Annotated in this window: 21 protein-coding genes; 6 read left to right on the forward strand and 15 right to left on the reverse strand. The window is 63.1% G+C overall.

What is annotated here, in order from left to right:
- The 14 genes from AC07VU_RS30205 to dksA all read right to left on the reverse strand — a co-directional run.
- On the reverse strand, positions 1-212 hold a 212-nt coding region (locus AC07VU_RS30205), incomplete at its 3' end, for a thiolase family protein (RefSeq protein WP_495031005.1).
- Positions 213-363: 151 nt separating this feature from the next.
- The gene (locus tag AC07VU_RS30210) at positions 364-1,230 is read right to left on the reverse strand and encodes an oxygenase MpaB family protein (RefSeq protein WP_457274945.1); all 867 of its coding nucleotides are present in this window, start codon (positions 1,228-1,230) and stop codon (positions 364-366) included.
- 39 nt (positions 1,231-1,269) lie between these two features.
- Entirely contained in the window at positions 1,270-3,207 is a 1,938-nt protein-coding gene (gene acs / locus AC07VU_RS30215) for an acetate--CoA ligase (protein WP_495031006.1), read from the reverse strand.
- Positions 3,208-3,379: 172 nt separating this feature from the next.
- Positions 3,380-5,044: a glucose-6-phosphate isomerase gene (gene pgi, locus AC07VU_RS30220; protein WP_150052913.1), complete on the reverse strand. Its 1,665-nt coding sequence runs from the start codon at positions 5,042-5,044 to the stop codon at positions 3,380-3,382.
- A gap of 239 nt (positions 5,045-5,283) precedes the next feature.
- Entirely contained in the window at positions 5,284-5,664 is a 381-nt protein-coding gene (panD, locus tag AC07VU_RS30225) for an aspartate 1-decarboxylase (RefSeq protein ID WP_007924662.1), read from the reverse strand.
- 111 nt (positions 5,665-5,775) lie between these two features.
- Positions 5,776-6,630: a pantoate--beta-alanine ligase gene (gene panC / locus AC07VU_RS30230; protein ID WP_053262698.1), complete on the reverse strand. Its 855-nt coding sequence runs from the start codon at positions 6,628-6,630 to the stop codon at positions 5,776-5,778.
- Entirely contained in the window at positions 6,627-7,427 is an 801-nt protein-coding gene (panB, locus tag AC07VU_RS30235; protein WP_210689340.1) for a 3-methyl-2-oxobutanoate hydroxymethyltransferase, read from the reverse strand. Before panB ends, panC begins: the two co-directional genes overlap by 4 nt.
- Positions 7,428-7,663: 236 nt before the next feature.
- Positions 7,664-8,143, reverse strand: coding sequence for a 2-amino-4-hydroxy-6-hydroxymethyldihydropteridine diphosphokinase (gene folK / locus AC07VU_RS30240; protein ID WP_009045658.1), 480 nt, complete (start codon positions 8,141-8,143; stop codon positions 7,664-7,666).
- 4 nt (positions 8,144-8,147) lie between these two features.
- Positions 8,148-9,551, reverse strand: a complete 1,404-nt coding sequence (locus tag AC07VU_RS30245) for a polynucleotide adenylyltransferase PcnB (RefSeq protein ID WP_009045657.1) — start codon at positions 9,549-9,551, stop codon at positions 8,148-8,150.
- Between the two features lie 734 nt (positions 9,552-10,285).
- Positions 10,286-11,716 carry a sigma-54-dependent transcriptional regulator gene (locus AC07VU_RS30250; protein WP_007924652.1) on the reverse strand — a complete coding sequence of 477 codons (1,431 nt, stop codon included), beginning with the start codon at positions 11,714-11,716 and terminating at the stop codon, positions 10,286-10,288.
- A 22-nt stretch (positions 11,717-11,738) separates the two neighbouring features.
- Positions 11,739-14,693 (reverse strand): sensor histidine kinase, encoded by a 2,955-nt coding sequence (locus AC07VU_RS30255; protein ID WP_009045655.1) that lies wholly within the window; start codon positions 14,691-14,693, stop codon positions 11,739-11,741.
- Positions 14,677-14,853 (reverse strand): hypothetical protein, encoded by a 177-nt coding sequence (locus AC07VU_RS30260; protein ID WP_003176118.1) that lies wholly within the window; start codon positions 14,851-14,853, stop codon positions 14,677-14,679. The genes AC07VU_RS30255 and AC07VU_RS30260 overlap by 17 nt, the downstream gene beginning before the upstream one ends.
- A gap of 77 nt (positions 14,854-14,930) precedes the next feature.
- Positions 14,931-15,827 (reverse strand): tRNA glutamyl-Q(34) synthetase GluQRS, encoded by an 897-nt coding sequence (gluQRS, locus tag AC07VU_RS30265; RefSeq protein WP_274304655.1) that lies wholly within the window; start codon positions 15,825-15,827, stop codon positions 14,931-14,933.
- A 144-nt stretch (positions 15,828-15,971) separates the two neighbouring features.
- Positions 15,972-16,412 carry an RNA polymerase-binding protein DksA gene (gene dksA, locus AC07VU_RS30270; protein ID WP_007924645.1) on the reverse strand — a complete coding sequence of 147 codons (441 nt, stop codon included), beginning with the start codon at positions 16,410-16,412 and terminating at the stop codon, positions 15,972-15,974.
- Between the two features lie 336 nt (positions 16,413-16,748).
- Here dksA and AC07VU_RS30275 point away from each other — a divergent pair, with 336 nt between their 5' ends.
- Both AC07VU_RS30275 and sfsA read left to right on the forward strand, forming a co-directional pair.
- The gene (locus AC07VU_RS30275; protein ID WP_457274943.1) at positions 16,749-17,921 is read left to right on the forward strand and encodes a pyridoxal phosphate-dependent aminotransferase; all 1,173 of its coding nucleotides are present in this window, start codon (positions 16,749-16,751) and stop codon (positions 17,919-17,921) included.
- On the forward strand, positions 17,921-18,634 hold the full coding sequence (gene sfsA, locus AC07VU_RS30280; RefSeq protein WP_274304653.1) for a DNA/RNA nuclease SfsA: 714 nt from the start codon (positions 17,921-17,923) through the stop codon (positions 18,632-18,634). The genes AC07VU_RS30275 and sfsA overlap by 1 nt, the downstream gene beginning before the upstream one ends.
- On the opposite strand, the gene AC07VU_RS30285 is transcribed toward sfsA, so the two are convergent.
- On the reverse strand, positions 18,631-18,948 hold the full coding sequence (locus AC07VU_RS30285; protein WP_053262692.1) for a Rieske (2Fe-2S) protein: 318 nt from the start codon (positions 18,946-18,948) through the stop codon (positions 18,631-18,633). The two genes, sfsA and AC07VU_RS30285, sit on opposite strands and share 4 nt — an antisense overlap.
- A 214-nt stretch (positions 18,949-19,162) precedes the next feature.
- Between AC07VU_RS30285 and AC07VU_RS30290 the strand changes: the two genes are divergently transcribed.
- Genes AC07VU_RS30290 through AC07VU_RS30305 form a run of 4 tightly spaced genes read left to right on the forward strand, consistent with a single transcriptional unit; the run spans position 19,163 to position 22,736 of the window.
- Positions 19,163-20,050, forward strand: coding sequence for a heme/hemin ABC transporter substrate-binding protein (locus tag AC07VU_RS30290; protein ID WP_274304652.1), 888 nt, complete (start codon positions 19,163-19,165; stop codon positions 20,048-20,050).
- Between the two features lie 50 nt (positions 20,051-20,100).
- Positions 20,101-21,084 carry a FecCD family ABC transporter permease gene (locus tag AC07VU_RS30295; RefSeq protein WP_274306848.1) on the forward strand — a complete coding sequence of 328 codons (984 nt, stop codon included), beginning with the start codon at positions 20,101-20,103 and terminating at the stop codon, positions 21,082-21,084.
- Positions 21,084-21,851: a heme ABC transporter ATP-binding protein gene (locus AC07VU_RS30300; RefSeq protein ID WP_457274942.1), complete on the forward strand. Its 768-nt coding sequence runs from the start codon at positions 21,084-21,086 to the stop codon at positions 21,849-21,851. Before AC07VU_RS30295 ends, AC07VU_RS30300 begins: the two co-directional genes overlap by 1 nt.
- Positions 21,852-21,872: 21 nt before the next feature.
- Positions 21,873-22,736: a ChaN family lipoprotein gene (locus tag AC07VU_RS30305; RefSeq protein ID WP_274304650.1), complete on the forward strand. Its 864-nt coding sequence runs from the start codon at positions 21,873-21,875 to the stop codon at positions 22,734-22,736.
- Positions 22,737-22,776: the final 40 nt, after the last annotated feature.

The following is a 22,776-nucleotide window of genomic DNA, read 5'->3' on the forward strand; positions in this document are numbered from 1 at the left end:
ATCGCGGCCTGGCGCGCGGGGTTCTGCCCGGCGCCGGCGGTGAGCACCTGGCCCATGATCACTTCATCGACCTGGGCGCCGTCCAGGCCGGTCTGGGCCAACAGCTGGCGGATCACCGCGGCCCCCAGATCGACCGCGGGAATGTTCGCCAGCGAACCCTGGAAACTGCCGACCGCGGTGCGGGTGGCGGCAACGATTACGACGTCTTGCATGGCGCGAATCCTCATCGTTATTGGCGGCATCGGTCGGCGGCCATTGGCAGGTGACCGGTGCGCGAGAACTTGGAAAATCATGGTTGCATAGAAGGTCGCGACGTCGCCAATCGCGAACCGGTGGGTCGCGTTCTGTTCGCCCGGTCGGGTATTACAGGCCCATGCGCCGGCGTGCGCGATGTATCGAGCCGTTGCGTACCGCCCAGCGCAGCATCGGCGCACTGCGGTTGACGCTGGCGCGGATCAGCTGGCGTTGCAGCAGACCCTGGTTGACGCCGAGCATATCGCTGGCCCAGTCGGGCAACAGGTCGATGCCGGCCTGCATCATCAACGAGCCAAATGGCTTGGCCAGGCGGCTTGGGGCAGGTGCCGCCAAGAGCAAACGCAGCACCTCGCGGCTGCGTTCATCGCAGAGCAACTGGGGGCGCATCCGTGCCAGGTAATCCGCCACGGCCCGGCGCGAGCGCGGTACATCAGTGGCGCCAAGACGCTCGGCGATCAGCGCGACTTCCCCGTAGTAACGGTCCTGGTCGGCAGGCGACAGGTGCGGGTTGCGATAACGCAGGTGCGCCGCCAGAAAGCTGCTGACCTCGGCCACATGTACCCAGGTCAGCAGTTGCGGATCGTTGGCGGAGTACGGCCGGCCGTCTGGCGCATGGCCGACGATCTGCAGGTGAATGGTGCGCACCTTGTCGATCAGCCATTCGGCATCCTGGCGCGAGCCGAAGGTGGTGCCGGAAATGAACTGTGCGGTGCGCCGCAGGCGCCCGATCATGTCTTCCCGGAAGTTCGAGTGATCCCAGACCCCGGCCAGGGCCAGTGGGTGCAGGGCCTGCATCAGCAAGGCGCTGATGCCGCCGATCAGCATGCTGCTGAAATCGCCATGCACCTGCCAGCAGATAGCGTCCGGGCCGAACAGGCCCGGGTCGCCCTTGGGGTTGTCCAGGTCGAGCTGGCCCAGCGACAGGCCACCCAGGCTCATCACCTGGGTTTCGATACGACTGCGAATGAATTCCATACCGCTTGGCTGTTCCTTGGTTGAGGCCCGAGGCCCCGCTCAGAGGTTCAGGCGTTTATCGATCAGGCCCTCGACCACGCTCGGGTCGGCCAGGGTCGAGGTATCGCCCAGACTGTCGAGCTCGTTGCAGGCGATCTTGCGCAGGATACGCCGCATGATCTTGCCCGAGCGGGTTTTCGGCAAGGCCGGCGCCCACTGGATCAGTTCCGGCTTGGCGAAACTGCCGATCTCGCGACTGACCAGGCTCAACAGTTCCTTCTTCAGCTCATCGCTGGGCTCGACGCCGTTCATCGGGGTGACAAAGGCATAGATGCCCTGGCCCTTGAGGTCATGGGGATAGCCGACCACCGCGGCCTCGGCGATGCTGTCGTGCAGGACCAGGGCGCTCTCGACTTCGGCGGTGCCGATGCGATGCCCGGACACATTGATTACGTCGTCGATACGTCCGGTGATCCAGTAGTCGCCGTCTTCATCGCGCCGCGCACCGTCGCCGGTGAAGTAATAGCCCGGGTAGGGTTTGAAATAGGTCTCGACCATGCGCTGCGGGTCGCCGTAGACGCTGCGGATCTGTGCCGGCCAACTGGCCTTGATCGCCAGGATGCCGCTGCCGGCGCCGCTGATTTCCTTGCCGTGCTCATCCAGCAGCACCGGTTGCACGCCGAACATCGGGCGGGTGGCGCAGCCCGGCTTGATGTAGCTGGCACTGACCAGCGGGCTGAGCATGATGCCGCCGGTTTCGGTCTGCCACCAGGTGTCGACGATCGGGCAGCGCTGCTCGCCGACGCTATTGAAATACCATTCCCAGGCTTCCGGGTTGATCGGCTCGCCGACAGTGCCCAGCAGGCGCAGGCTGCTGCGCGAGGTGTGTTGCAGCGGCTCGGGGCCTTCGCGCATCAGCGCCCGCAATGCGGTGGGGGCGGTGTAGAAGATGTTCACCCGGTGCTTGTCGATGACCTCCCAGAAGCGCGAACTGCTCGGATAACTGGGCACGCCCTCGAAGATCAGGGTGGTCGCGCCATTGGCCAGCGGGCCGTAGACGATGTAGCTGTGGCCGGTGACCCAGCCGACGTCGGCGGTGCACCAGAAGACTTCGCCTTTGCGGTAGTCCAGTACGTATTTGAAGGTCATCGCCGCTTGCAGCAAGTAGCCGCCGGTGGTGTGCAGCACGCCTTTGGGTTTACCGGTGCTGCCGGAGGTGTAGAGGATGAACAGCGGGTCTTCGGCGTCCATCGGTTGCGGCGGGCAGTCGTCTTCGACGTCGCGCAGCGCCTGGTGATACCAGAGGTCGCGGCCTTCGACCCAGTTCACCGGGTTCTGGGTGCGCTCGACCACCACCACAGTGCTGACGTTCGGGCAGCTTTGCAGGGCCTTGTCGACGTTGTTTTTCAAGGGGATGAACTTGCCGCCGCGCACCCCTTCGTCAGCGGTGATCACGGTGCGGCAGTCGGCGTCGAGAATGCGGTCGCGCAGCGCGTCCGGGGAAAATCCGCCAAAGACCACCGAGTGCACCGCACCGATACGGGTGCAGGCGAGCATGGCGTAGGCCGCCTCGGGGATCATCGGCATGTAGATGCACACCCGGTCGCCTTTTTTCACGCCGCGGCTTTTCAGGACGTTGGCCAGGCGGCAGACATAGTGATGGAGTTTCTTGTAGGTGATTTGCAGCGACTCGGCAGGGTCGTCGCCTTCCCAGATGATCGCTACCTGATCGCCGCGTTTTTCCAGATGGCGGTCGATGCAGTTGTAGCTGACGTTCAACTGGCCGCCGGCGAACCAGCTGGCGGCGCCGGTTTTCAGGTCATAGCGCTGCACGGTTTGCCAGGGAGCGCTCCAGTCGAGAAAGCGGGTGGCCTGTTCGGCCCAGAAGGTACTGGGATGCTCGATGGATTCGCGGTACAGCCGCTGGTAGTCATCCTGACTCAATTGTGCGGCCCGGCGGACGGCATCGGCTTGGGGGAACATGCTGATATCGAACATGACGGTTCCTTATTCTTGTTTTAGCGACAAGTAATAAAGATGCGCCTTGATCGGAAGGGGTTCAAGGGGAGGGCGGTCTTGGGCGACCGATCGAGAATCGGCCCGCTGCTATGCAATGGATGGGGTTTGCACAGCAGCGGGCCGGTTCGCGAAGGGGGATTTCAGCGGGCTATCAACCGCGGTGGCGACCGCGGAAGTAGTTGATCAGGCCCTGGGTCGAAGCATCCTCGGCCGGGGCTTCTTCGCTGCCGACCAGGCGGTTGTAGACGCCCTTGCCCAGCTCCTTGCCCAGCTCCACGCCCCATTGGTCGAAGGCGTTGATGCCCCAGATCACGCTCTGCACGAAGACCTTGTGTTCGTACATCGCCACCAGTGCGCCCAAGCGGCGTGGGCTGATGCGCTCGACCACCAGGGTGTTGCTCGGGCGGTTGCCGGGGATCACCTTGTGCGGTGCCAGCTTCTGGACTTCGGCCTCGCTCAGGCCTTTTTCACGCAGCTCGGCCTCGGCCTCGGCGCGCGTCTTGCCGAGCATCAGCGCCTGGCTTTGCGACAGGCAGTTGGCGTACAGCCACTGGTGATGGTCGGCGACCGGGTTGAAGCTGACGATCGGCACGATGAAGTCGGCCGGAATCAGCTGGGTGCCCTGGTGCAACAACTGGTGGTACGCGTGCTGGCCGTTGCAGCCCACGCCCCCCCAGATCACCGGGCCGGTGTCGGTGGAAACCGGCGTGCCGTCTTGGCGCACGCTCTTGCCGTTGGATTCCATGTCCAGCTGCTGCAAGTGCTTGGTGATGTTGCGCAGGTAGTGGTCGTACGGCAGGATCGCGTGGCTTTGCGCGCCCCAGAAGTTGCCATACCACACGCCCAGCAGGGCCAGGAGAACCGGCATGTTCTGCTCGAACGGCGCGGTCTGGAAGTGCTGGTCCATGGTGTAGGCACCGGACAGCAGTTCCTTGAAGTTGGACATGCCGATGGCCAGGGCGATCGGCAGGCCGATGGCCGACCACAGCGAGTAACGCCCGCCGACCCAGTCCCACATCGGGAAGATGTTTTCTTCGCGGATGCCGAAGGCCACCGCGGCGGCGTTGTTGCTCGACACTGCGATGAAGTGGCGATACAGCTCGGCCTCGGAGCCGCCCTGAGCCAGGTACCAGGCGCGTGCGGCCTGGGCGTTCTTCAGGGTTTCCAGGGTATTGAAGGACTTCGACGAGACAATGAACAGCGTGGTTTCGGCGCGGATCTTCGAGGACAGCTCGTGGAACTCGCTGCCGTCGATATTGGCCAGGTAATGGCAACGCACGCCTTTCTGGGCGTAGGACAACAGGGCTTCGGACACCAGCTCCGGGCCGAGGAAGGAGCCGCCGATGCCGATGTTCACCACGTCGGTGATCGGCTTTTCGGTGTAGCCACGCCACAGGCCGTCATGGATGCGCCCGACCAGCTCGGTGATCTGGTTCAGCACCTTGTGCACTTCCGGCATCACGTTGACGCCGTTGACCGACAGCTTGTCGCCCACCGGGCGGCGCAGGGCGGTGTGCAGGGCCGGACGGCCTTCGGAAGAGTTGACCAACTCACCGGCGAACAACGCCTTGATCGCGTCCTGCAGGCCGGCTTCGTTGGCCAGGCCCACCAGCAGGTTGCGGGTTTCGGAGGTGATCAGGTTCTTCGAGTAATCGAGAAAAAGCCCACAGCCGCTGAGGCTGAATTGATGAAAGCGCTGCGGGTCGGCATTGAAGGCCTCGCGCATGCTGAAATCCTGCATGGCCTGGCGGTGGTCATTCAACGCTTGCCAGGCGGGCAGAGCGGTAACGTCGTGAGGAGTGCGGTAGTACGCCATCGCTGCGGTTTTCCTTTTACTTGAACTGCCTGTTGGACACTGAAAAGCCCGGAACGTCCTGCTCGAAGAATAACGTTCGGTCAAACCTGCGCTGACACGATTAAGCACGCAGGGCGATAACAGTAACTCTCGCGTGCTGATCTGTCTTGGCTTTGTCTGACCTGCGGCCGGTACTTTTTTACACCGGCGCCTCAGAGCCGCGCACGAACGGGATTTCAGGGGGTGAGAATGACTGGGGTTCAGGCGACCTGAACCGGGATGGCATGGCTGGTGTGGCTCAGCTCGTTGCCCGGCGCCATATAGAGCATGCGTGGCTTGAAGTTGAGCAGTTCGGCTTCGCTGTAGTGAGCGTAAGCGCAGATGATCACCCGGTCGCCGACCTTGGCCTTGTGCGCGGCGGCGCCGTTGACCGAGATCATGCGCGAGCCTTCCTCGCCACGAATGGCGTAGGTGGTGAAGCGTTCGCCATTGTCGACGTTGTAGATCTGGATCTGTTCGTACTCACGGATACCGGACAAGTCCAGCCATTCGCCGTCGATGGCGCAAGAGCCTTCGTAGTCGAGCACAGCGTGGGTGACTTCGGCGCGATGCAGCTTGGCCTTGAGCATGATGGCGTGCATGAGTGGTGTTCTCTCGGTCAGGTCCTCGAACAGGGCCCGCAGCATCGCTGCAGGCCCCGGGCGGCGGCAGTTTGCCCGAAGGTCGGGCTTCGGGCAATCGGCCTTTGGGACCTAGGCGTCGAGGTCCAGATGCAGGTTGTCGATCAGGCGGGTAGCGCCCAGATAGGCCGCCGCCAGGATCACCAGGTCGCGGTCTTGCGCGGTGGCCGGGCGCAGGGTCCGGGCGTGGCGGATTTCCAGGTAATCGGGGCGCAAACCTGCGGCTTCGAGCACTCGTCTTTGCTCGTCCAGCAGCTTTGGATAGTCCCGCTCGCCCTGGCTGATGGCCTCGGCGATCTGAGTCAGGCCACGATAGATCGCGGGGGCGATGGCACGTTGTTCCTCGCTCAGGTAGCCGTTGCGCGACGACAGCGCGAGGCCGTCGGCGGCACGTACGGTGGGCTCGCCGATGATCTGGATCGGCATGTTCAGGTCATGCACCAGGGCGCGGATCACCGCCAGTTGCTGGAAGTCCTTCTGGCCGAAGACCGCAAGGTCCGGCTGCACCATGTTGAACAGCTTGCTGACCACCGTGGCCACTCCTTCGAAATGCCCGGGACGGCTGGCGCCGCACAGGCCTTCGGAGAGTTGCGGCACGCTGACCCGGGTCTGGCCGTCCATGCCGTCGGGGTACATCTCTTCGACGGTCGGGGCGAACAGCAGATGGCAACCGGCTTGCAGGAGCTTTTCCTGGTCGGCGGCCAGGGTCCGCGGGTACTTGTCGAGGTCTTCGCCGGCGCCGAACTGCAGCGGGTTGACGAAAATGCTCGCCACCACGAAATCCACCCGCTGGGCCGCCTTGGTCACCAGGGCCGCATGACCGCTGTGCAGGTTACCCATGGTCGGTACGAAGCCGATGCGCTTGCCCTCGCTGCGGGCACGGGCCACGGCGGCACGCAGTTCACGTACGGTTTTTACAGTATTCATGCAGAAAACCCGTGTTCGGCGCCTGGGAAGGTCACGGCCTTGACTTCATTGACGTAGGCGCTCAGGGCGGCCTGGATGCTTTCCTGGCCGGCCATGAAGTTCTTCACGAACTTCGGCGCGCGACCGCTCAGGGACAGGCCCAGCATGTCGTGCAGAACCAGCACCTGACCGTCGGTGCCGCTGCCGGCACCGATGCCGATCACCGGAATCTTCACCGCCTGGGTGATTTCCGCCGCCAGTTCGCTCGGCACGCATTCGAGCAGCAGCATCGCTGCGCCGGCTGCTTCCAGAGCAATGGCGTCGGCACGCATCTGCCGGGCCTGGTTTTCGTTACGGCCCTGGACCTTGTAGCCGCCGAGGATGTTCACCGATTGCGGGGTCAGGCCCATGTGGGCGCAGACCGGGATACCGCGTTCGGCCAGCAGGCGGATGGACTCCGCCAGCCAGAGCGCGCCTTCGACTTTGATCATGTGCGCACCGGCCTGCATCAACTGGGCGCTGTTGTTCAGGGCCTGCTCGGTGGTGGCGTAGGCCATGAACGGCAGGTCGGCGAGGATCAGGGAGCCACTGTTGCCGCGTTTGACTGCGGCGACGTGGTAGGCCATCTCGGCGGTAGTGACTGGCAGTGTGCTGTCGTGCCCTTGCAAGACCATGCCGAGGGAGTCGCCCACCAGCAGTACTTCAACGCCAGCCTGGCAACAGGTGTGGGCGAAGGTCGCGTCATAGCAGGTCAGCATGGTGATTTTTTCACCTTTCTGCTTGAGGCCTTGCAGGGTGGTCAGGGTGATGTCTGGCATGAAAAAAGGTCCTCATTCAGGCGCTCTGGAAACTGCTGCGAGTAACGCGCGTGATTCTTATCTATACAGGCGCACGGTCTGTTGTCGTGCTTATAAGGCCTGGATTGCGCCCTGTAACGCCGGGTTGGCGGCAACGGGACGCCTATAGTCGTGAGGAGAACTCGGGAAGTCAATTGCATGTGTTACCGCATTGTTACGGCGTGAGTGTTACCGCCGTAACTGATGCGTTTCAGCAGTCAGGCCAGGCGTTCCAGGCCGACAAATGGGCAGGCGGCGAGCAGATCGCGCAGGTGGCGGCCGTCGGCCAGTTGCAGGTCGGCGGGGGCCAGTTCGGCCAGGGGATAGAGGACGAAGGCCCGGGCCTGCATATGGTAATGCGGGACCTTGAGCCGCGGTTCGTCGATCAGTCGATCGCCGAACAGCAGGATGTCCAGGTCCAGGGTGCGTGGCCCCCAACGTTCGAGGCGCTCGCGGCCCTGGCCGTTTTCGATGGCTTGCAGGGCGTCCAGCAGTTCGAGGGGCGCGAGGCTGCTGTCCAGGGCGGCCACGGCGTTGGTGTAGCGCGGTTGGCCGGGCAGCAGGGAGTCGCTTTGATAGAAGGCCGAGACGCCCGCCAGTTGGCTGTGCGGCAACTGCGCCAGGGCGTCGATCGCGCTGCGCAATTGCTCTGCCGGGGCAGCCAGGTTGCTGCCCATGCCGATGTAGATGCGTTCCATCGGGTTATTCGCCGGAAGCGCTCGGTGCGCCGGCGGTGGCGCGTTTGCGTTTGGCACCACTGCTGCGGCGACGCTTGCGCGGACCTGTGCCGGCTTCGTCCTTGCCGCTCAGATCGCGAATCATGTCGCGGCGACCGGCTTCGTTGGCGTCCTGATAGTCGGTCCACCATTCGCCCAGGCCATCGGTCTGTTCGCCGGCGCTTTCGCGCAGCAGCAGGAAGTCATAGCCGGCGCGGAACCGCGGGTTGTCCAGCAGTTGATCGGCGCGCTTGCCGCTGCGGCGTGGCAGACGTTCCTGCATGTCCCAGATTTCGCGGATCGGCATGGTGAAGCGTTTTGGAATGGCGATGCGCTGGCACTGTTCGCTGATCAATTCGTGAGCGGCCTCCTGCATCGCCGGAATCGGCGGCATGCCGCGTTCCTGAAGGCGCAGCACGCGAGCCGGCAAGGCAGGCCACAGCAGCGCGGCGAACAGGAAGGCTGGGGTTACCGGCTTGTTCTGCTTGATGCGCAGGTCGGTATTGACCAGGGCTTCGCTGATCAGCGTATGGGTGTAGGTCGGGTTGTACTCCAGTGCCTCGGCGCTGGCCGGGAACAGCGGATCGAACAGTTGCAGGTCGACCAGCATCTCGAAGGTGTCGGCGGCATGGCCGGACAGGAACAGCTTGAGCACTTCCTCGAACAGGCGCGCCGAGGGGATTTCCCGCAGCATGGGGGCCAGGTCGCGGATCGGTGTGGCAGTGTGTTTCTCGATGCCGAAATCCAGCTTGGCGGCAAAGCGCACGGCCCGCAGCATGCGTACCGGGTCTTCCTGGTAGCGCTGGCGTGGGTCGCCGATCAGGCGGACCAGGTGATTGCGAATGTCGTGCACGCCGTTGGCGTAATCGAGGATGCGTTCGCTGACCGGATCGTAATACAGGGCGTTGATGGTGAAGTCGCGGCGCTGGGCGTCCTCTTCAAGGGTGCCGTACACGTTGTCGCGCAGGATGCGCCCGCTTTCGTTGCGCGAGGATTGGTTGCTGTCTTCCTCTTCATCGTTTTGCGGGTGATTGGCGCGGAAGGTCGCGACCTCGATGATTTCGCGACCGAAGTGGATATGCACCAGCTTGAACCGACGGCCGATGATCCGCGCGTTGCGGAATTCGGCCCGCACCTGTTCCGGCGTGGCGCTGGTGGCGACGTCGAAATCCTTGGGGGTGATATTGAGCAGCATGTCGCGCACGCAACCGCCGACCAGGTAGGCCTGGTAGCCGGCGTTCTGCAGGCGTTCGACGATGTTCACCGCATAACGGCTGAACTGGGCGCGTTGCAGCGAGTGTTGGCTGCTGTTGAGCACTTCAGGCGTGCTGCGTTTGTGTTGCGTACGACGCAAGGGAGAACGGAATGACTGGAACAACTTCTTCAGCATGGGATGCACTGTTTGAAGGAATGTTCGGCCATAACGAAGAATGACCGCATGATGGGCGGGGATTCTAGCATTTAGTCGGGGGATGGTGTAGGAAGCTGCGGCGAGTCGTGCGCGGGGCTTTGGAACGCGGGTTGGCGGGGCTTTACGTCAGTAAAGTTGCAATCGCGGAAACCACAAGGGGAGCCGAAGCTCCCCCAGAAGTGTTTGCGTGCTCTATTTTTATTATTGGTTTCGGGCTTTTTGTTTTTGTTTAACGCCCTTGTCACCTGGTTAACCCAGGATAACCCTCCCAATCGGGAGCCAAGAGCAAACGGATTGCTTTGGTCGCTGTGTTGCAATGATCGATGATCCAACCAGTTCAGGCTCTGCCTTAGGGCAGTTTTTGTTGTTCTCGGCCTGGTTGTGGGGCAAGCCCCAATGACAACGCCTCTCCAAAAGAATCAGTTAGCTGCGCCTCCGCCGTGTTGTTTTTATTGTGCGTGAGTCGATTCGTCTTATTTTTATTGTCTTATGCATTGCTTGTTATTGTTCTTGTACCAAACATATAGCAGGTGCCGTGCCAACTTTTGCAAAGCCCAGTAAAATAAGGGGTTAGGCGTGGTGTTGAAGTTTTCGCGGGCGAAAAAAAGCCGGGGCTTCGTTACCTTAAGCCCCGGCTTTTGTTACGTGAAATGACTGAGGTAACAGTTTTTTCACAAGGTCGCGTGTTACCCGCAACCCGTTACCGCCGGATTTCAGCTTTCGCTGGCGACCCCGGTCTTGCGCCGTGGGATGCCCAGGCGCTGGCGGCGTTCCCACAGGCATTTGCGGCTGACGCCCAGTTTGCGCGCCAGTTCGGTTTCGGTCATATGGTCCTGGTGCTCGAGGACGAAATGCTGGAAGTAGTCTTCCAGCGACAGGTCTTCGGTCGGCTCGTGGCTGCTGTTGTTGGCGTTGGCGGCCTGGGGCGCCAGGCCGATGAATTCGTCGTCTTCCAGATCGCTCAGTTCGATATCGATACCCAGAAGCTCGGCGGAGATTTCCGGGCTTTCGCACAGGATGACCGAGCGCTCGACGGCGTTTTCCAGTTCGCGAACGTTACCTGGCCACGAGTAGTGACGAATGGCTTGCTCAGCGTCCGGAGCGAACTTCAGGTCAGTGCGGCCCACACGCGCGCTTTGACGGGCGAGGAAGGCATTGGCGATTTCGTTAACGTCGGCGCCGCGCTCGCGCAGGGCTGGCAGTTTCAGGGCAATCACGTGCAGGCGGTAATACAGGTCTTCACGGAACTGGCCGATCTTGGCCAGGCTCTTGAGGTCGCGGTGGGTCGCGGCGATCAGGCGCACATCGACCTTCTGCGATTGCACCGAACCGACCCGGCGAATCTCGCCTTCCTGCAGCACACGCAACAGGCGGGCCTGGGCTTCGAGTGGCAGTTCGCCGATTTCGTCGAGGAACAGGGTGCCGCCGTCCGCCGCTTCCACCAGGCCGGCGCGCCCGGCGCTGGCACCGGTGAAGGCGCCTTTTTCATGTCCGAACAGCTCGGACTCGATCAGGGTTTCCGGAATGGCCGCGCAGTTCACCGAGATCATTGGCGCCTTGGCACGCTTGGACAGGTTGTGCAGGGCACGGGCTACCAGTTCCTTGCCGGTCCCGGATTCACCCTGGATCAGTACATTGGAGTCTGTCGGGGCGACCTTGCGGATCTTGCTGTACAGATCCTGCATCGGTGGGCAGGAACCGATGATGCCGATTTCGCCGTTGCTGGCGCTGGCTTTGTCCGCACCGTTGCCCGGCTTGGCGGCCGGCCGCTCGTTGGGGCTGCTTTGCGCGGTCTGGCGGTCGCGCAGGATGCGCGCCACGGCCTGGAGCATTTCGTCGTGGTCGAAAGGCTTGGCGATGTAGTCCACCGCGCCCATCTTCATTGAGTCGACCGCCGAGCGCAGGCTGGCGTAGCTGGTCATGATCAGCACCGGGGTGCCCTGGCCGAGCTTGATCAGTTCGGTGCCGGGGGCGCCTGGCAGGCGCAGGTCGCTGACGATCAGGTCGAACGTGGGAATGCTGAAACGCTCTTGTGCTTCCTGCACGGAACCGGCTTCGCTGACCTGGTACTGGTTGCGTTCCAGCAGGCGGCGCAAGGCGGAGCGGATAATTGTTTCGTCTTCGACGATCAAAATGTGCGGCATTGATTCGATTCTCTCGACGGTCTCAGTTCACAGCGGACGTCGCTTCGACATGACGCGGTAAAGTCACCCGGATACGGGTGCCGCGTTGGCTTTCGGTGTCAGCCGGGCTGTCGATGGTGATTTGTCCATAATGCTCTTCAACGATGGAATAGACCAGTGCAAGGCCCAGTCCGGTGCCCTCGCCAGGATCCTTGGTGGTGAAGAAGGGTTCGAACAGTCGATCCATGATGCTCGACGGGATGCCGCTGCCTTCGTCTTCGACGATCAGGTCGATCGTGTGTTCGCCGGCCTCGCTCTTGACCCGTACCGCGCTGCCCGCCGGTGAGGCGTCGCGGGCATTGGATAGCAGGTTGATCAGTACCTGGGCGAGCCGTTGCGGGTCGCCGTCGACCCAGTGGTCCGGATCGCACAGGTTGAAGAATTGCACTTCGAAGTTGCGCCGGTTCAGCGCCAGCAGACCAATGGCGTCCTGCGCCACCTCGGCCAGGCACACGGCTTCGTCGTTGTGCTGGTGACTGCCGGCGTGGGCGAAGCTCATCAGCGACTGGACGATGCGCGATACGCGCTTGGTCTGCTCGAGGATCTGGCCGCTGATTTCAGTGAGTTCGCCGTCTTCTTCACGCTCTTCGCGCAGGTTCTGCGCCAGGCAGGCGATACCGGTGATCGGGTTGCCGATTTCGTGGGCCACGCCGGCGGCCAGGCGGCCTATGCTGGCCAGCCGCTCGGAATGCACCAGCTTGTCTTCGAGCATCTGGGTTTCGGTCAGGTCTTCTACCAGCAGCACCAGGCCGCTGTTGCCCGGGGCCAGGGGTTCGTCGATGGCGGCCTTGTGCAGGTTCAGCCAGCGGGTCTGGCCGTCGAGGGCCAGGTGCTGTTTATGCAGATGTTCATCGGGGATGTTGATGAAGCCTTGCAGCAGCTCTCTCCAGGGATCGGCGATGGTGCTCAGGCGCGAACCGACCACATGCTGCGCCGGAATGCTGGTGAGCTCTTCCATGGCCTTGTTCCACATGAGGATTTCCTGGTCCTTGGCCAGGGAGCAGACACCCATCGGAAGTTCCTGCAAGGTCTGGCGGTGGTAGCGGCGCAAGGCATCGAGCTCGGCGGCCAGGCCGGTCAGGCGCGAGTGGTAGTCCTCGAGCCGGCTTTCGATGAAGTGAATGTCTTCGGTCACATAGTTTTCGCCGCCGGCCTTGTAGGGCAGGAAGGTTTCCACCATGTCCTGGGCCACGCTGGGGCCCATCAGGCCGGACAGGTTGGCCTCGATACGGTCGCGCAAGCGGCGCAGGGCATAGGGGCGGCGCTCGTCGAAGGGCAGGTAGAGGTCGCGCAGCGCCTGCTCGACTTCCTTCTGCGCGGCCTTGGCACCCAGGGGCTTGGCCAGCTGGGTGGCGAACTCCTGGGGTGAGGCAGCATGCAGTTCGCGACGTTGCGGCCGGCGCACGTTGTCCACCGCGCAGGCTTCGGCGGCGCTGGCTTCTTCGGAGCTGGCGTTGGTGAACAGCGAAATCAGGGTGAACATCAGGACGTTGGCGGCCAGCGAGGCGATAGCCGCCATGTGCCAACTGGTGTCGTCCAGCACGTAGATCATGTTCAGCAGCGGTATATAAAAGCCCTGCAAGTTGCCGATCAGCGGCAGCAACATGGTCACCAGCCACACCAGCGTCCCGGCCATCAGCCCGGCGATGAAGCCGCGCCGGTTGGCGGTCGGCCAGTACAGCACCGAGAGTACGCCGGGGAGGAACTGCAGGGTCGCGACAAAGGCCACGATGCCGAGGTTGGCCAGGTCCTGTTCGGCCCCTAGCAGCAGGTAGAAGGCATAGCCGGCCATGATGATGGCCACGATCAGTGCGCGGCGGGTCCATTTCAGCCAGCGGTAGATGTTGCCTTCGGCCGGTGGCTGATACAGCGGCAGCACCAGATGGTTGAGGGCCATCCCCGACAGCGCCAGGGTCGTGACAATGATCAGGCCGCTGGCGGCGGAAAGCCCACCGATATAGGCCATCAAGGCCAATGCCGGTTTGTTGGCGGCGATGCCGATGCCGAGGGTGAAGTATTCGGGGTTGGTGGTGGCGCCCAGTTTCAAGCCGGCCCAGAGGATCAGCGGCACCGCCAGGCTCATCAGCAACAGGAACAGCGGCAGGCCCCAGCTGGCGCTGACCAGCGAGCGCGGGTTGAGGTTTTCGGTGAAGGTCATGTGGTACATGTGCGGCATCACGATCGCCGAGGCGAAGAACACCAGCAGCAGGGTGCGCCACGGTCCTTCCTGCAGTGGCGTGTGCAGGGCGGCGAGGGCGGTCTGGTTCTGCAGCAGCCAGAGTTCCAGCTGTTGCGGCCCATCGAACACACCGTACAGGGCATAGAGGCCGACGCCGCCGATGGCGATCAGCTTGATCACCGACTCGAAGGCGATGGCGAACACCAGGCCTTCGTGCTTTTCCCGGGTGGCGATGTGCCGGGAGCCGAAGAAGATGGTGAACAGGGTGATCAGCGCGCAGAAGCTCAGGGCCACCCGGTGCTGCACCGGCTCGCGGGTGAGGATACCGATGGAGTCCGCGACCGCCTGGATCTGCAGGGCCAGCAGCGGCAATACCCCGACCAGCATGATCACCGTGGTCAGCGCGCCGGCCCAGGTGCTGCGAAAACGGAAGGCGAACAGGTCGGCCAGCGACGACAGTTGGTAGGTGCGGGTGATTTTCAGGATCGGGTAAAGCAGCACCGGCGCCAGCAGGAAGGCACCGGAAACCCCGAGATAACTGGAAAGAAAACCGTAGCCGTACTGATAGGCCAGGCCGACCGTGCCATAAAAGGCCCAGGCGCTGGCGTAGACCCCGAGGGACAGGGTGTAGGTCAGCGGGTGGCGGATGATCGAGCGCGGGATCATGCCGCGTTCGCTGATCCAGGCCACCCCGAACAGCACCAGCAGGTACGCGGCGCTGATCAGGATCATCTGGGTCAGGCTAAAGCTCATCGGCATCTTTTTGGCTCTGCAGGATGAAGGTCACGACGATCAGGATCAGCCAGAGCAGATACGGGCGATACCAGGCGCCCGTAGCATCGATCCACCAATCCATGATGGCGGGGGAGAACAGATAGATCCCCACTACCAGCAGCAGGACCAAGCGATAGATGTACATCTCGGCCTCTCTTTATTGTGTGCGTGCCCGAAAACGTGCGGCGATGGTAACGGATGGGCGCCAACCTGCAAGGGGCGTCAGCGGATTTGCGCTTCGGGCACGCTCAGTGTGCGTGGGATCAGTAAAGCATCCCAGTGTTCGATGCCCCAACTCAGCACTTCCCGAGGGCTGGCATGGACCATTTCGCTGTCGGTTTTCTGCCCCAGGGCGCGCAGGGCACGCAACAGCAGTGGTGTGGCCTGGTCCGCGGCCAGCGGCGGGGAGCGGTAGGACTTGCCCAGTTTATGCCCATCCGGCTGGGTGATCAGCGGCACATGCAGGTAGCGCGGCTGTGGCAGGCCGAGCAGCTCCTGCAGGTACAGCTGGCGCGGGGTGGAGTCCAGCAGGTCGGCGCCGCGGACGATATCGGTCACCCCTTGCCAGGCGTCGTCGAGCACCACTGCCAGTTGATAGGCGTAGAGGCCGTCGCGGCGGCGGATCACGAAGTCGCCCACATCCCGTCCCAGGTGCTGGCGGAATTCGCCCTGGACCCGATCGGTGAAACGATATTCCAGCTCCGGCACGCGCAAGCGGATGGCGGCATCTTCCTGGCCATGTCTGGCATTGCGGCACAGCCCCGGATAAATGCCGTGGTAGGGCTCCAGTTGCTTGCGCGAACAGGTGCAGGCGTAAGCCAGGCCCTGGTTGAACAGACGGTTGAGGACTTCGGCGTAGGCCGCGTGCCGCTCGCTCTGGCGGACCATTTCGCCGTCCCACTCGAAGCCGTAGCTTTCCAGGGCCTTGAGAATGGCCGCCTGGGCACCGGGCTCTTCCCGGGGGGGATCGAGGTCTTCCATGCGCAACAACCAGCGGCCGCCAACGGCGCGGGCATCGAGGTAGGAGGCCAGGGCGGCGACCAGCGAGCCGAAATGCAGGTGCCCGCTGGGGGTTGGGGCAAAGCGCCCGATGTAGGAAGAGGCGTGAGAGGCAGTCATGGAGAGGATGTTACTTCGTTCGGTCCCAAGGTGACGATGGCGTCTGGCGGATCGCCATCGCGAGCAAGCTCGTTCCTACAGGGGGGAGGCGGCAGAAACAAAAACGGAGCGTTCGCACGCTCCGTTTTTCATTCAAGCCAGCGATTATTTGCCGACTTGTTTTTCCTTGATTTCCGCCAGGGTCTTGCAGTCGACACACATGTCGGCGGTAGGGCGGGCTTCCAGGCGGCGAATACCGATCTCGACGCCGCAGGATTCGCACCAGCCGTATTCTTCGTCTTCGATCAGTTGCAGCGTCTTGTCGATCTTCTTGATCAGCTTGCGCTCACGGTCGCGGGCGCGCAGTTCCAGGCTGAATTCTTCTTCCTGGCTGGCACGGTCGGCCGGATCGGGGAAGTTGGCTGCTTCGTCTTTCATGTGATCAACAGTGCGATCGACTTCCTGCATCAAGTCCTGTTTCCACTTGTTCAGGATCTTGGTGAAGTGCTCGCGCATGGGCTTGCCCATGTACTCTTCGCCTGCGGTTTCAACATAAGGCTCGAAGCCGCTGATCGATTGATTCTGTTGCTTTGCTTGGGTGGGCATGAAATGGACCGCCTCTACTCATGTAATCCATTGCGCAGGATTGCTCCATCACCGACACATGCCGGCCCTGCGACTGCAAGCGGGCGAACTTACCAGATCAAATCGGACGGCGCTACTCCCGGTTGTCGAGCCCGCGTCCTGCGGCGCTTGCAAAGGTCGATGCCGCCTGGCCTGGTCTGTTCGGGGGCCTGGTCAATTAATGATTTTAGCCAAGCCTGGGCCTGGTGTCGGTGTTCTTTAATGGGTTGGATGGTGGGGTTCAAAGGCTTTGGGCTCTCCCTTGTCCCCGGGGTTGGGTAGAATCGGTTTTTTGCTCACTTCAATGAAGGAAGGCTAATGGCTCAGCCCTACAGTGCGCGCAGCCGCGCTATCGAACCTTTCCACGTGATGGCCCTGCTGGCCCGTGCTAATGAGCTGCAAGCGGCCGGGCACGATGTGATTCACCTGGAAATCGGTGAACCGGACTTCACCACGGCTGAGCCGATCATCAAGGCCGGGCAGGCCGCGCTGGAAGCGGGCAGGACCCGCTACACCGCCGCCCGCGGGATTCCCGAGCTGCGCACGGCCATCTCCGGATTCTATCGGCAGCGTTACGGGCTGGACATCGACCCCGAGCGCATCATGATCACGCCCGGTGGTTCCGGTGCGCTGCTGCTGACCAGCAGCTTGCTGGTCGACCCCGGCAAGCACTGGCTGCTGGCGGACCCAGGCTACCCCTGCAACCGGCACTTCCTGCGCCTGGTGGAAGGCGCGGCGCAACTGGTGCCGGTCGGCCCGGACGTGCGTTATCAGCTGACACCGGATCTGGTGGAGCGCTATTGGGATCAGGACAGTGTCGGCGCCCTGGTGGCATCGCCGGCCAACCCCACCGGGACCTTGCTTTCCCGCGGCGAACTGGCGGGGCTGTCGGCCGCGGTGAAGGCGCGTAACGGTCATCTGGTGGTGGACGAGATCTATCACGGCCTGACCTACGGCTGCGATGCCGCCAGCGTGCTGGAAGTCGATGACAGCGCCTTTGTCCTTAATAGCTTTTCCAAATATTTCGGCATGACCGGCTGGCGCCTGGGCTGGCTGGTGGCGCCGCAGGCGGCGGTCGGCGAGTTGGAGAAGCTGGCGCAGAACCTCTACATCAGTGCCCCGAGCATGGCCCAGTACGCTGCGCTGGCCTGCTTCGAGCCAGTCACCATCAGTATTCTCGAAGAGCGTCGCAACGAGTTTCAGCGGCGCCGCGACTTTCTCCTGCCAGCCCTGCGCGAGTTGGGTTTTGGCATTGCGGTAGAGCCGGAAGGGGCGTTCTACCTGTATGCCGATATCAGTGCCTTCGGCGGCGATGCCTTTGCCTTCTGCCGGCATTTCCTCGAGACCGAACACATTGCCTTTACCCCGGGGCTGGATTTCGGTCGCCATCAGGCCGGGCACCATGTCCGGTTCGCCTACACCCAGAGCCTGCCGCGCCTGCAGGAAGCGGTGGAGCGGATTGCCCGTGGCTTGCGGAGCTGGCAAGGCTGATGCGTTTTCATCCCCCCCTCGAAGAAGGTCGCCTGGTCCGTCGTTACAAGCGTTTTCTCGCCGATATCGAGACCATTGGCGGCGAGTTGCTGACCATTCACTGTCCCAACACCGGTTCCATGTTCAATTGCATGGTCGAGGGCGGGCAGGTCTGGTTCAGCCGTTCCAATGACCCCAAGCGCAAATTGCCCGGGACCTGGGAAATCAGCGAAACGCCCCAGGGGCGACTGGCTTGCGTCAATACGGCGCGGGCCAACACGCTGGTGGAAGAAGCCTTGCACGCCGGGGTGATCGCTGAGTTGAACGGTTTTACCGCCCTCAAGCGGGAAGTGCCCTATGGCCAGGAAAACAGTCGTATCGACTTCCGCCTGGACTATCTGGACGGCCCGGCTTTCGTCGAGGTCAAAAGCGTCACCCTGGGCTTTGACGGCTCCGCGGTCGCGGCCTTTCCGGATGCGGTGACCCAGCGTGGGGCCAAGCACCTGCGGGAATTGGCCTGTCTGGCGCGGGACGGTATTCGCGCGGTGCAGTTGTATTGCGTCAACCTGTCGGGTGTCGAAGCGGTGCGACCGGCCGAAGAGATCGACCCCGGTTATGCCGCGGCGCTGCGCGAGGCGGTGGCGTCCGGGGTCGAGGTACTGGCCTACGGGGTATGCTTGACCGCCGAGCAAGTGTGCATCGACCGTCGTCTGGACGTATTGCTCAACGGCTAAAGCTGAACCCAGATGCCCTGGCTGTCTTCCCGGCAGGGGATGGCCGTCAGGGATTGCCCGGCACAGGGGCCGGCCACGCATTCACCGTTTTCGATCAGAAACAGCGCACCGTGGGTGGCGCACTGAATCAAGCTGGCGCTGGGATCGAGGAACTGGTCGGGTTGCCACTCCAGAGCGACCCCGCGATGGGGGCAGCGATTGGTGTAGACGTATACCTGTTGATCGCGGCGCACTGCGAAAAGCGGCCGGCCTTCAAGGTTGAAACCTCGGCTGGAAGCCTCCGGCAGATCGCCGGGGGGGCAAAGAAACTTCATGTCTATCCTCGGTAACCGACGGCTCTGGGCTCAGGCTGTCACAGTTTTCCTGTGGGCGCTTGGTGAAACATGTCTGTGCTTGACGGTCAAATGCAAACAATTATCAAATGGCCGCTTCGCCTGTGGGGCGCTTGCTCATTTCGATGCCTGGGTTGCAGGGCATGTCACATGTACGGCGGCTTCCGTGGGCCCACTCTCTGAAGGAAATACCTTTATGTGTTCGAGTGCCCGCGCAATCGCGCTCTGTGTCGGACTTCTGGCCAGCCATGCCGCTGCGGCGGCCGAGCTACCACAACGCTGGGTGAGCGCCGGCGGCGCCTTGTCCGAATGGGTGAGCGCGCTGGGCGCCGAATCGAAGCTGGTGGGCGTGGACACCACCAGCCAGCATCCCGAATCCCTGAAGAGCCTGCCGAGTATCGGTTATCAGCGTCAGTTGTCGGCGGAAGGCATTCTCAGCCTGCGCCCGCAGATTCTGGTGGGTACCGAAGAGATGGGGCCGCCGCCAGTACTCTCGCAGGTGCGCAGCGCCGGGGTGCAGGTCGAGCTGTTCTCGGCCCAGGCCGACCTGCCGACCCTGCGGGGCAACCTGCAGCATCTGGGCAAGTTGCTGGGTAGCGAAGACAAGGCGACGCAGCTGTTCGAGCAATACCAGCAGCAGCTGGAGCAGCAGCGGGCCTGGGTCGGCCAGGCCCAGAAGAAACAGGTCGCGCCAGGTGTGCTGCTGTTGCTCGGGCATGCGGGTGGCAAACCTCTGATTGCCGGTAAGGACACGGCCGCCGACTGGCTGCTGCAGCAGGCGGGCGGACGCAACCTTGCGACCCACACGGGCTACAAGCCCTTTTCCAATGAGTCGTTGGCCGAACTCAACCCCGAGGTGCTGGTGTTTGCCGATCGCAGCCTGAGTGGTGAGGCAGCCCGCGCCGCGCTGTTCAAGGAGAACCCGATTCTCGCCTCCAGCGGCGCGGCCAAGGCCGGCCGGGTCTTCGAGATTGATCCGACCTTGCTGGTGGGAGGCCTGGGGCCGCGCTTGCCACAGAGCCTGAAAAGGCTGTCGGCCGGTTTCTATCCTGCCGAGTCGGGCCAGGCCAGCACCGCCCAATGACCCCTTTGCTTAAACCCCGCACGCTGTTCATTGGCCTGAGCCTGCTGTGTCTGTTGGCGATCTGGCTGTCCCTGGCGCTCGGGCCGGTCAGCCTGCCGTTGCTCGATACCCTGCGCGCAGCCCTGCGTTTGCTGGGCCTGCCTATTGAGGGGCAGGGCCTGGAGCAGGCTGAACTGATCCTCGGGCAGATTCGCCTGCCACGCACCTTGCTGGGGCTGGCCGTAGGGGGCGTCCTGGCCCTGTCCGGCGTGGCGATGCAAGGGCTGTTTCGCAATCCCCTGGCCGACCCGGGGCTGGTAGGCGTTTCGAGTGGCGCGGCGCTGGGCGCGGCCTTTGCCATCGTCGGTGGCTCGTTGCTGGGCGGCGTGCCGGAAGCGATCGGTCCTTATCTGCTGTCGTTCTGTGCCTTCCTCGGTGGGTTGATGGTGGCGTGGCTGGTCTACCGCCTGGGGCGGCGCAACGGCCAGACCCATGTGGCGACCATGCTGCTGGCCGGGATCGCGTTGACGGCACTGGCCAGCTCGGCGGTGGGCCTGTTCACCTACCTGGCCGACGATGCGACCTTGCGCACCCTGACGTTCTGGAACCTGGGCAGTCTCAACGGCGCCAGTTATTCGAGGTTGTGGCCGCTGCTGTTGATCAGCGCGGCCGTGGCATTGTGGCTGCCACGCCGGGCCAAGGCCTTGAATGCCTTGCTGCTGGGTGAATCTGAAGCCGGTCATCTGGGGATCGATGTCGAACGGCTGAAGCGGGAGCTAGTGTTCTGTACCGCGCTGGGGGTCGGCGCGGCTGTCGCCGCTGCCGGGCTGATCGGCTTTGTCGGGCTGGTGGTGCCCCATCTGGTGCGACTGCTGTCGGGGCCTGACCACCGGACCTTGTTGCCGGCGTCGATACTGGCCGGCGCCAGCCTGCTGTTGTTGGCGGATCTGGTGGCACGCCTGGCGCTGGCGCCTGCGGAGCTGCCCATCGGCATCGTGACTGCTTTCATCGGTGCGCCATTCTTTCTGTTTCTCTTGTTGCGAGGGCGCGCCTGATGCTGCGAGCGGAAAATCTGGCGGTGCGCCGTGGCAGGAAAACCGTGCTGGAAGGGATCGACCTCGAGCTCAAGCCCGGTGAAGTGTTGGGAGTGCTGGGGCCCAATGGCGCGGGCAAAAGCACCTTGCTGGCGGCCTTGTGCGGCGAGCTGAAACCCGATCAGGGTCAGGTCTGGCTGGATCAGCGTGAGCTCTCCAGGTGGGACGGCGGGCAAAAGGCGCAAAGGCTGGCGGTGTTGCCGCAAAGTTCGACGCTCGAGTTCGCCTTCCGGGTCGAAGAGGTTGTCGGCCTGGGGCGCCTGCCTTATCGAAGCGGCCGGGCGCGGGATGACGAGATCGTCCTGCAGGCCCTGCAAGCGGCGGATGCCGGGCACCTGCACGGTCGCAGCTATGTGGCCTTGTCGGGCGGCGAACGTCAGCGCGTGCACCTGGCTCGGGTGTTGGCGCAGCTATGGCCGGGTGCGGTCGGCCAGACCCTGTTGCTCGATGAGCCGACCTCGGCCCTCGACCCTTTGCATCAACATGTCACTTTGCAGGCCATCCGCGAATTTGCCGATCGTGGGGTCGCGGTCCTGGTGATCCTGCATGATCTGAACCTCGCCGCGCGATATTGTGAACGCCTGTTGCTGCTCGAAGGCGGGCGGCCCCACTCGCTGGACAGCCCGGCACAGGTGCTGCGGCCCGAACCGCTCAAGGCGGTGTTCGGACTGGAGGTGTTGGTGCAGGCGCACCCCGAGCGCGGCCACCCTTTGATCATCGCCCGCTGAGGCGATTTGCGGAGATGCCACATGCGTGTGTTATTGATCCTGAGTGTGTTGCTGCTGGGCGCCTGCGAGGGCGTGCCGGTCATGCCTGAACTTCCGGTCCAGGCTGAAAGCGGGGCGATTCAGGACTTGCGCAGTGGAAAGCTCCTGACTCCAGAGGAACTGGTCATTCGTCTGGCCCGGGCGCCACGGGTAATTGTCGGCGAGCAGCATGACCACCCCGAGCATCACGCCTTGCAGCTGTGGTTGTTGCAGGCGATGGCGACCCAGCGCACGCAAGGCAGCCTGCTGTTGGAGATGCTCACGCCGGACCAGCAGCCGCGGGTCGACGCGCTCTGCCAGCACAAGGCGGCGCAGGGCTTGCCCGATGATCTGCCAGGTGCATTGGCCTGGTCGCCGGGGTGGGATTGGGCGCTGTACGGACCTGTCGTGCGCTATGCGTTGCTCCAGCCTTATCCGTTGCTGGCCGCCAATCTGGATAGCTCCGAAGTTCGCGACATCTATCGCCAGGCACCAGCCTTGAGTGGCGAGCACTCGAATGCCGCCCTGGTGCGCAATGAGTTGCTGCAGCAAGTTCGTGATTCCCATTGTGGCCTGCTGCCCGAAAGCCAGATGCCGGCGATGCTGGCGGTTCAGCAGCAGCGCGACCGACGCATGGCCGAGCGCTTGCTGGCGGCACCGACGCCGGCGCTGCTGTTTGCCGGGGCCTTTCATGCACGCAGGGATGTCGGGGTGCCGGTTCACCTGCGGGACCTCGACGCATCGAACGGCACCGTGGTGCTGATGCTGGCGCAGAAGGGCATGCAGGTATCGCCGCAAAGCGCGGATTACGTGTGGTACAGCGCGCGGTTGCCGGAGAAAGACTACTGCGCCCAGATGCGCCCGTAGGCGGATGGCTTTTTCCGGACAAAAAAAGACCCGGCAAGAG

Source organism: Pseudomonas sp. GW821-FHT02B10, assembly GCF_059421865.1.

Excerpts from the sequence above, each read along its gene's own strand:
- sfsA (WP_274304653.1), top strand. The coding sequence starts at position 17,921 with ATGCGTTTTCATCCCCCCCTCGAAGAAGGTCGCCTGGTCCGTCGTTAC.
- AC07VU_RS30305 (WP_274304650.1), top strand. The coding sequence starts at position 21,873 with ATGCGTGTGTTATTGATCCTGAGTGTGTTGCTGCTGGGCGCCTGCGAG.
- pgi (WP_150052913.1), bottom strand. The coding sequence starts at position 5,044 with ATGGCGTACTACCGCACTCCTCACGACGTTACCGCTCTGCCCGCCTGG.
- acs (WP_495031006.1), bottom strand. The coding sequence starts at position 3,207 with ATGTTCGATATCAGCATGTTCCCCCAAGCCGATGCCGTCCGCCGGGCC.
- AC07VU_RS30260 (WP_003176118.1), bottom strand. The coding sequence starts at position 14,853 with ATGTACATCTATCGCTTGGTCCTGCTGCTGGTAGTGGGGATCTATCTG.
- AC07VU_RS30210 (WP_457274945.1), bottom strand. The coding sequence starts at position 1,230 with ATGGAATTCATTCGCAGTCGTATCGAAACCCAGGTGATGAGCCTGGGT.
- AC07VU_RS30250 (WP_007924652.1), bottom strand. The coding sequence starts at position 11,716 with ATGCCGCACATTTTGATCGTCGAAGACGAAACAATTATCCGCTCCGCC.
- panB (WP_210689340.1), bottom strand. The coding sequence starts at position 7,427 with ATGCCAGACATCACCCTGACCACCCTGCAAGGCCTCAAGCAGAAAGGT.
- AC07VU_RS30285 (WP_053262692.1), bottom strand. The coding sequence starts at position 18,948 with ATGAAGTTTCTTTGCCCCCCCGGCGATCTGCCGGAGGCTTCCAGCCGA.
- AC07VU_RS30275 (WP_457274943.1), top strand. The coding sequence starts at position 16,749 with ATGGCTCAGCCCTACAGTGCGCGCAGCCGCGCTATCGAACCTTTCCAC.
- AC07VU_RS30245 (WP_009045657.1), bottom strand. The coding sequence starts at position 9,551 with ATGCTGAAGAAGTTGTTCCAGTCATTCCGTTCTCCCTTGCGTCGTACG.
- gluQRS (WP_274304655.1), bottom strand. The coding sequence starts at position 15,827 with ATGACTGCCTCTCACGCCTCTTCCTACATCGGGCGCTTTGCCCCAACC.
- folK (WP_009045658.1), bottom strand. The coding sequence starts at position 8,143 with ATGGAACGCATCTACATCGGCATGGGCAGCAACCTGGCTGCCCCGGCA.
- panC (WP_053262698.1), bottom strand. The coding sequence starts at position 6,630 with ATGAATACTGTAAAAACCGTACGTGAACTGCGTGCCGCCGTGGCCCGT.
- AC07VU_RS30300 (WP_457274942.1), top strand. The coding sequence starts at position 21,084 with ATGCTGCGAGCGGAAAATCTGGCGGTGCGCCGTGGCAGGAAAACCGTG.
- panD (WP_007924662.1), bottom strand. The coding sequence starts at position 5,664 with ATGCACGCCATCATGCTCAAGGCCAAGCTGCATCGCGCCGAAGTCACC.
- dksA (WP_007924645.1), bottom strand. The coding sequence starts at position 16,412 with ATGCCCACCCAAGCAAAGCAACAGAATCAATCGATCAGCGGCTTCGAG.
- AC07VU_RS30255 (WP_009045655.1), bottom strand. The coding sequence starts at position 14,693 with ATGCCGATGAGCTTTAGCCTGACCCAGATGATCCTGATCAGCGCCGCG.
- AC07VU_RS30290 (WP_274304652.1), top strand. The coding sequence starts at position 19,163 with ATGTGTTCGAGTGCCCGCGCAATCGCGCTCTGTGTCGGACTTCTGGCC.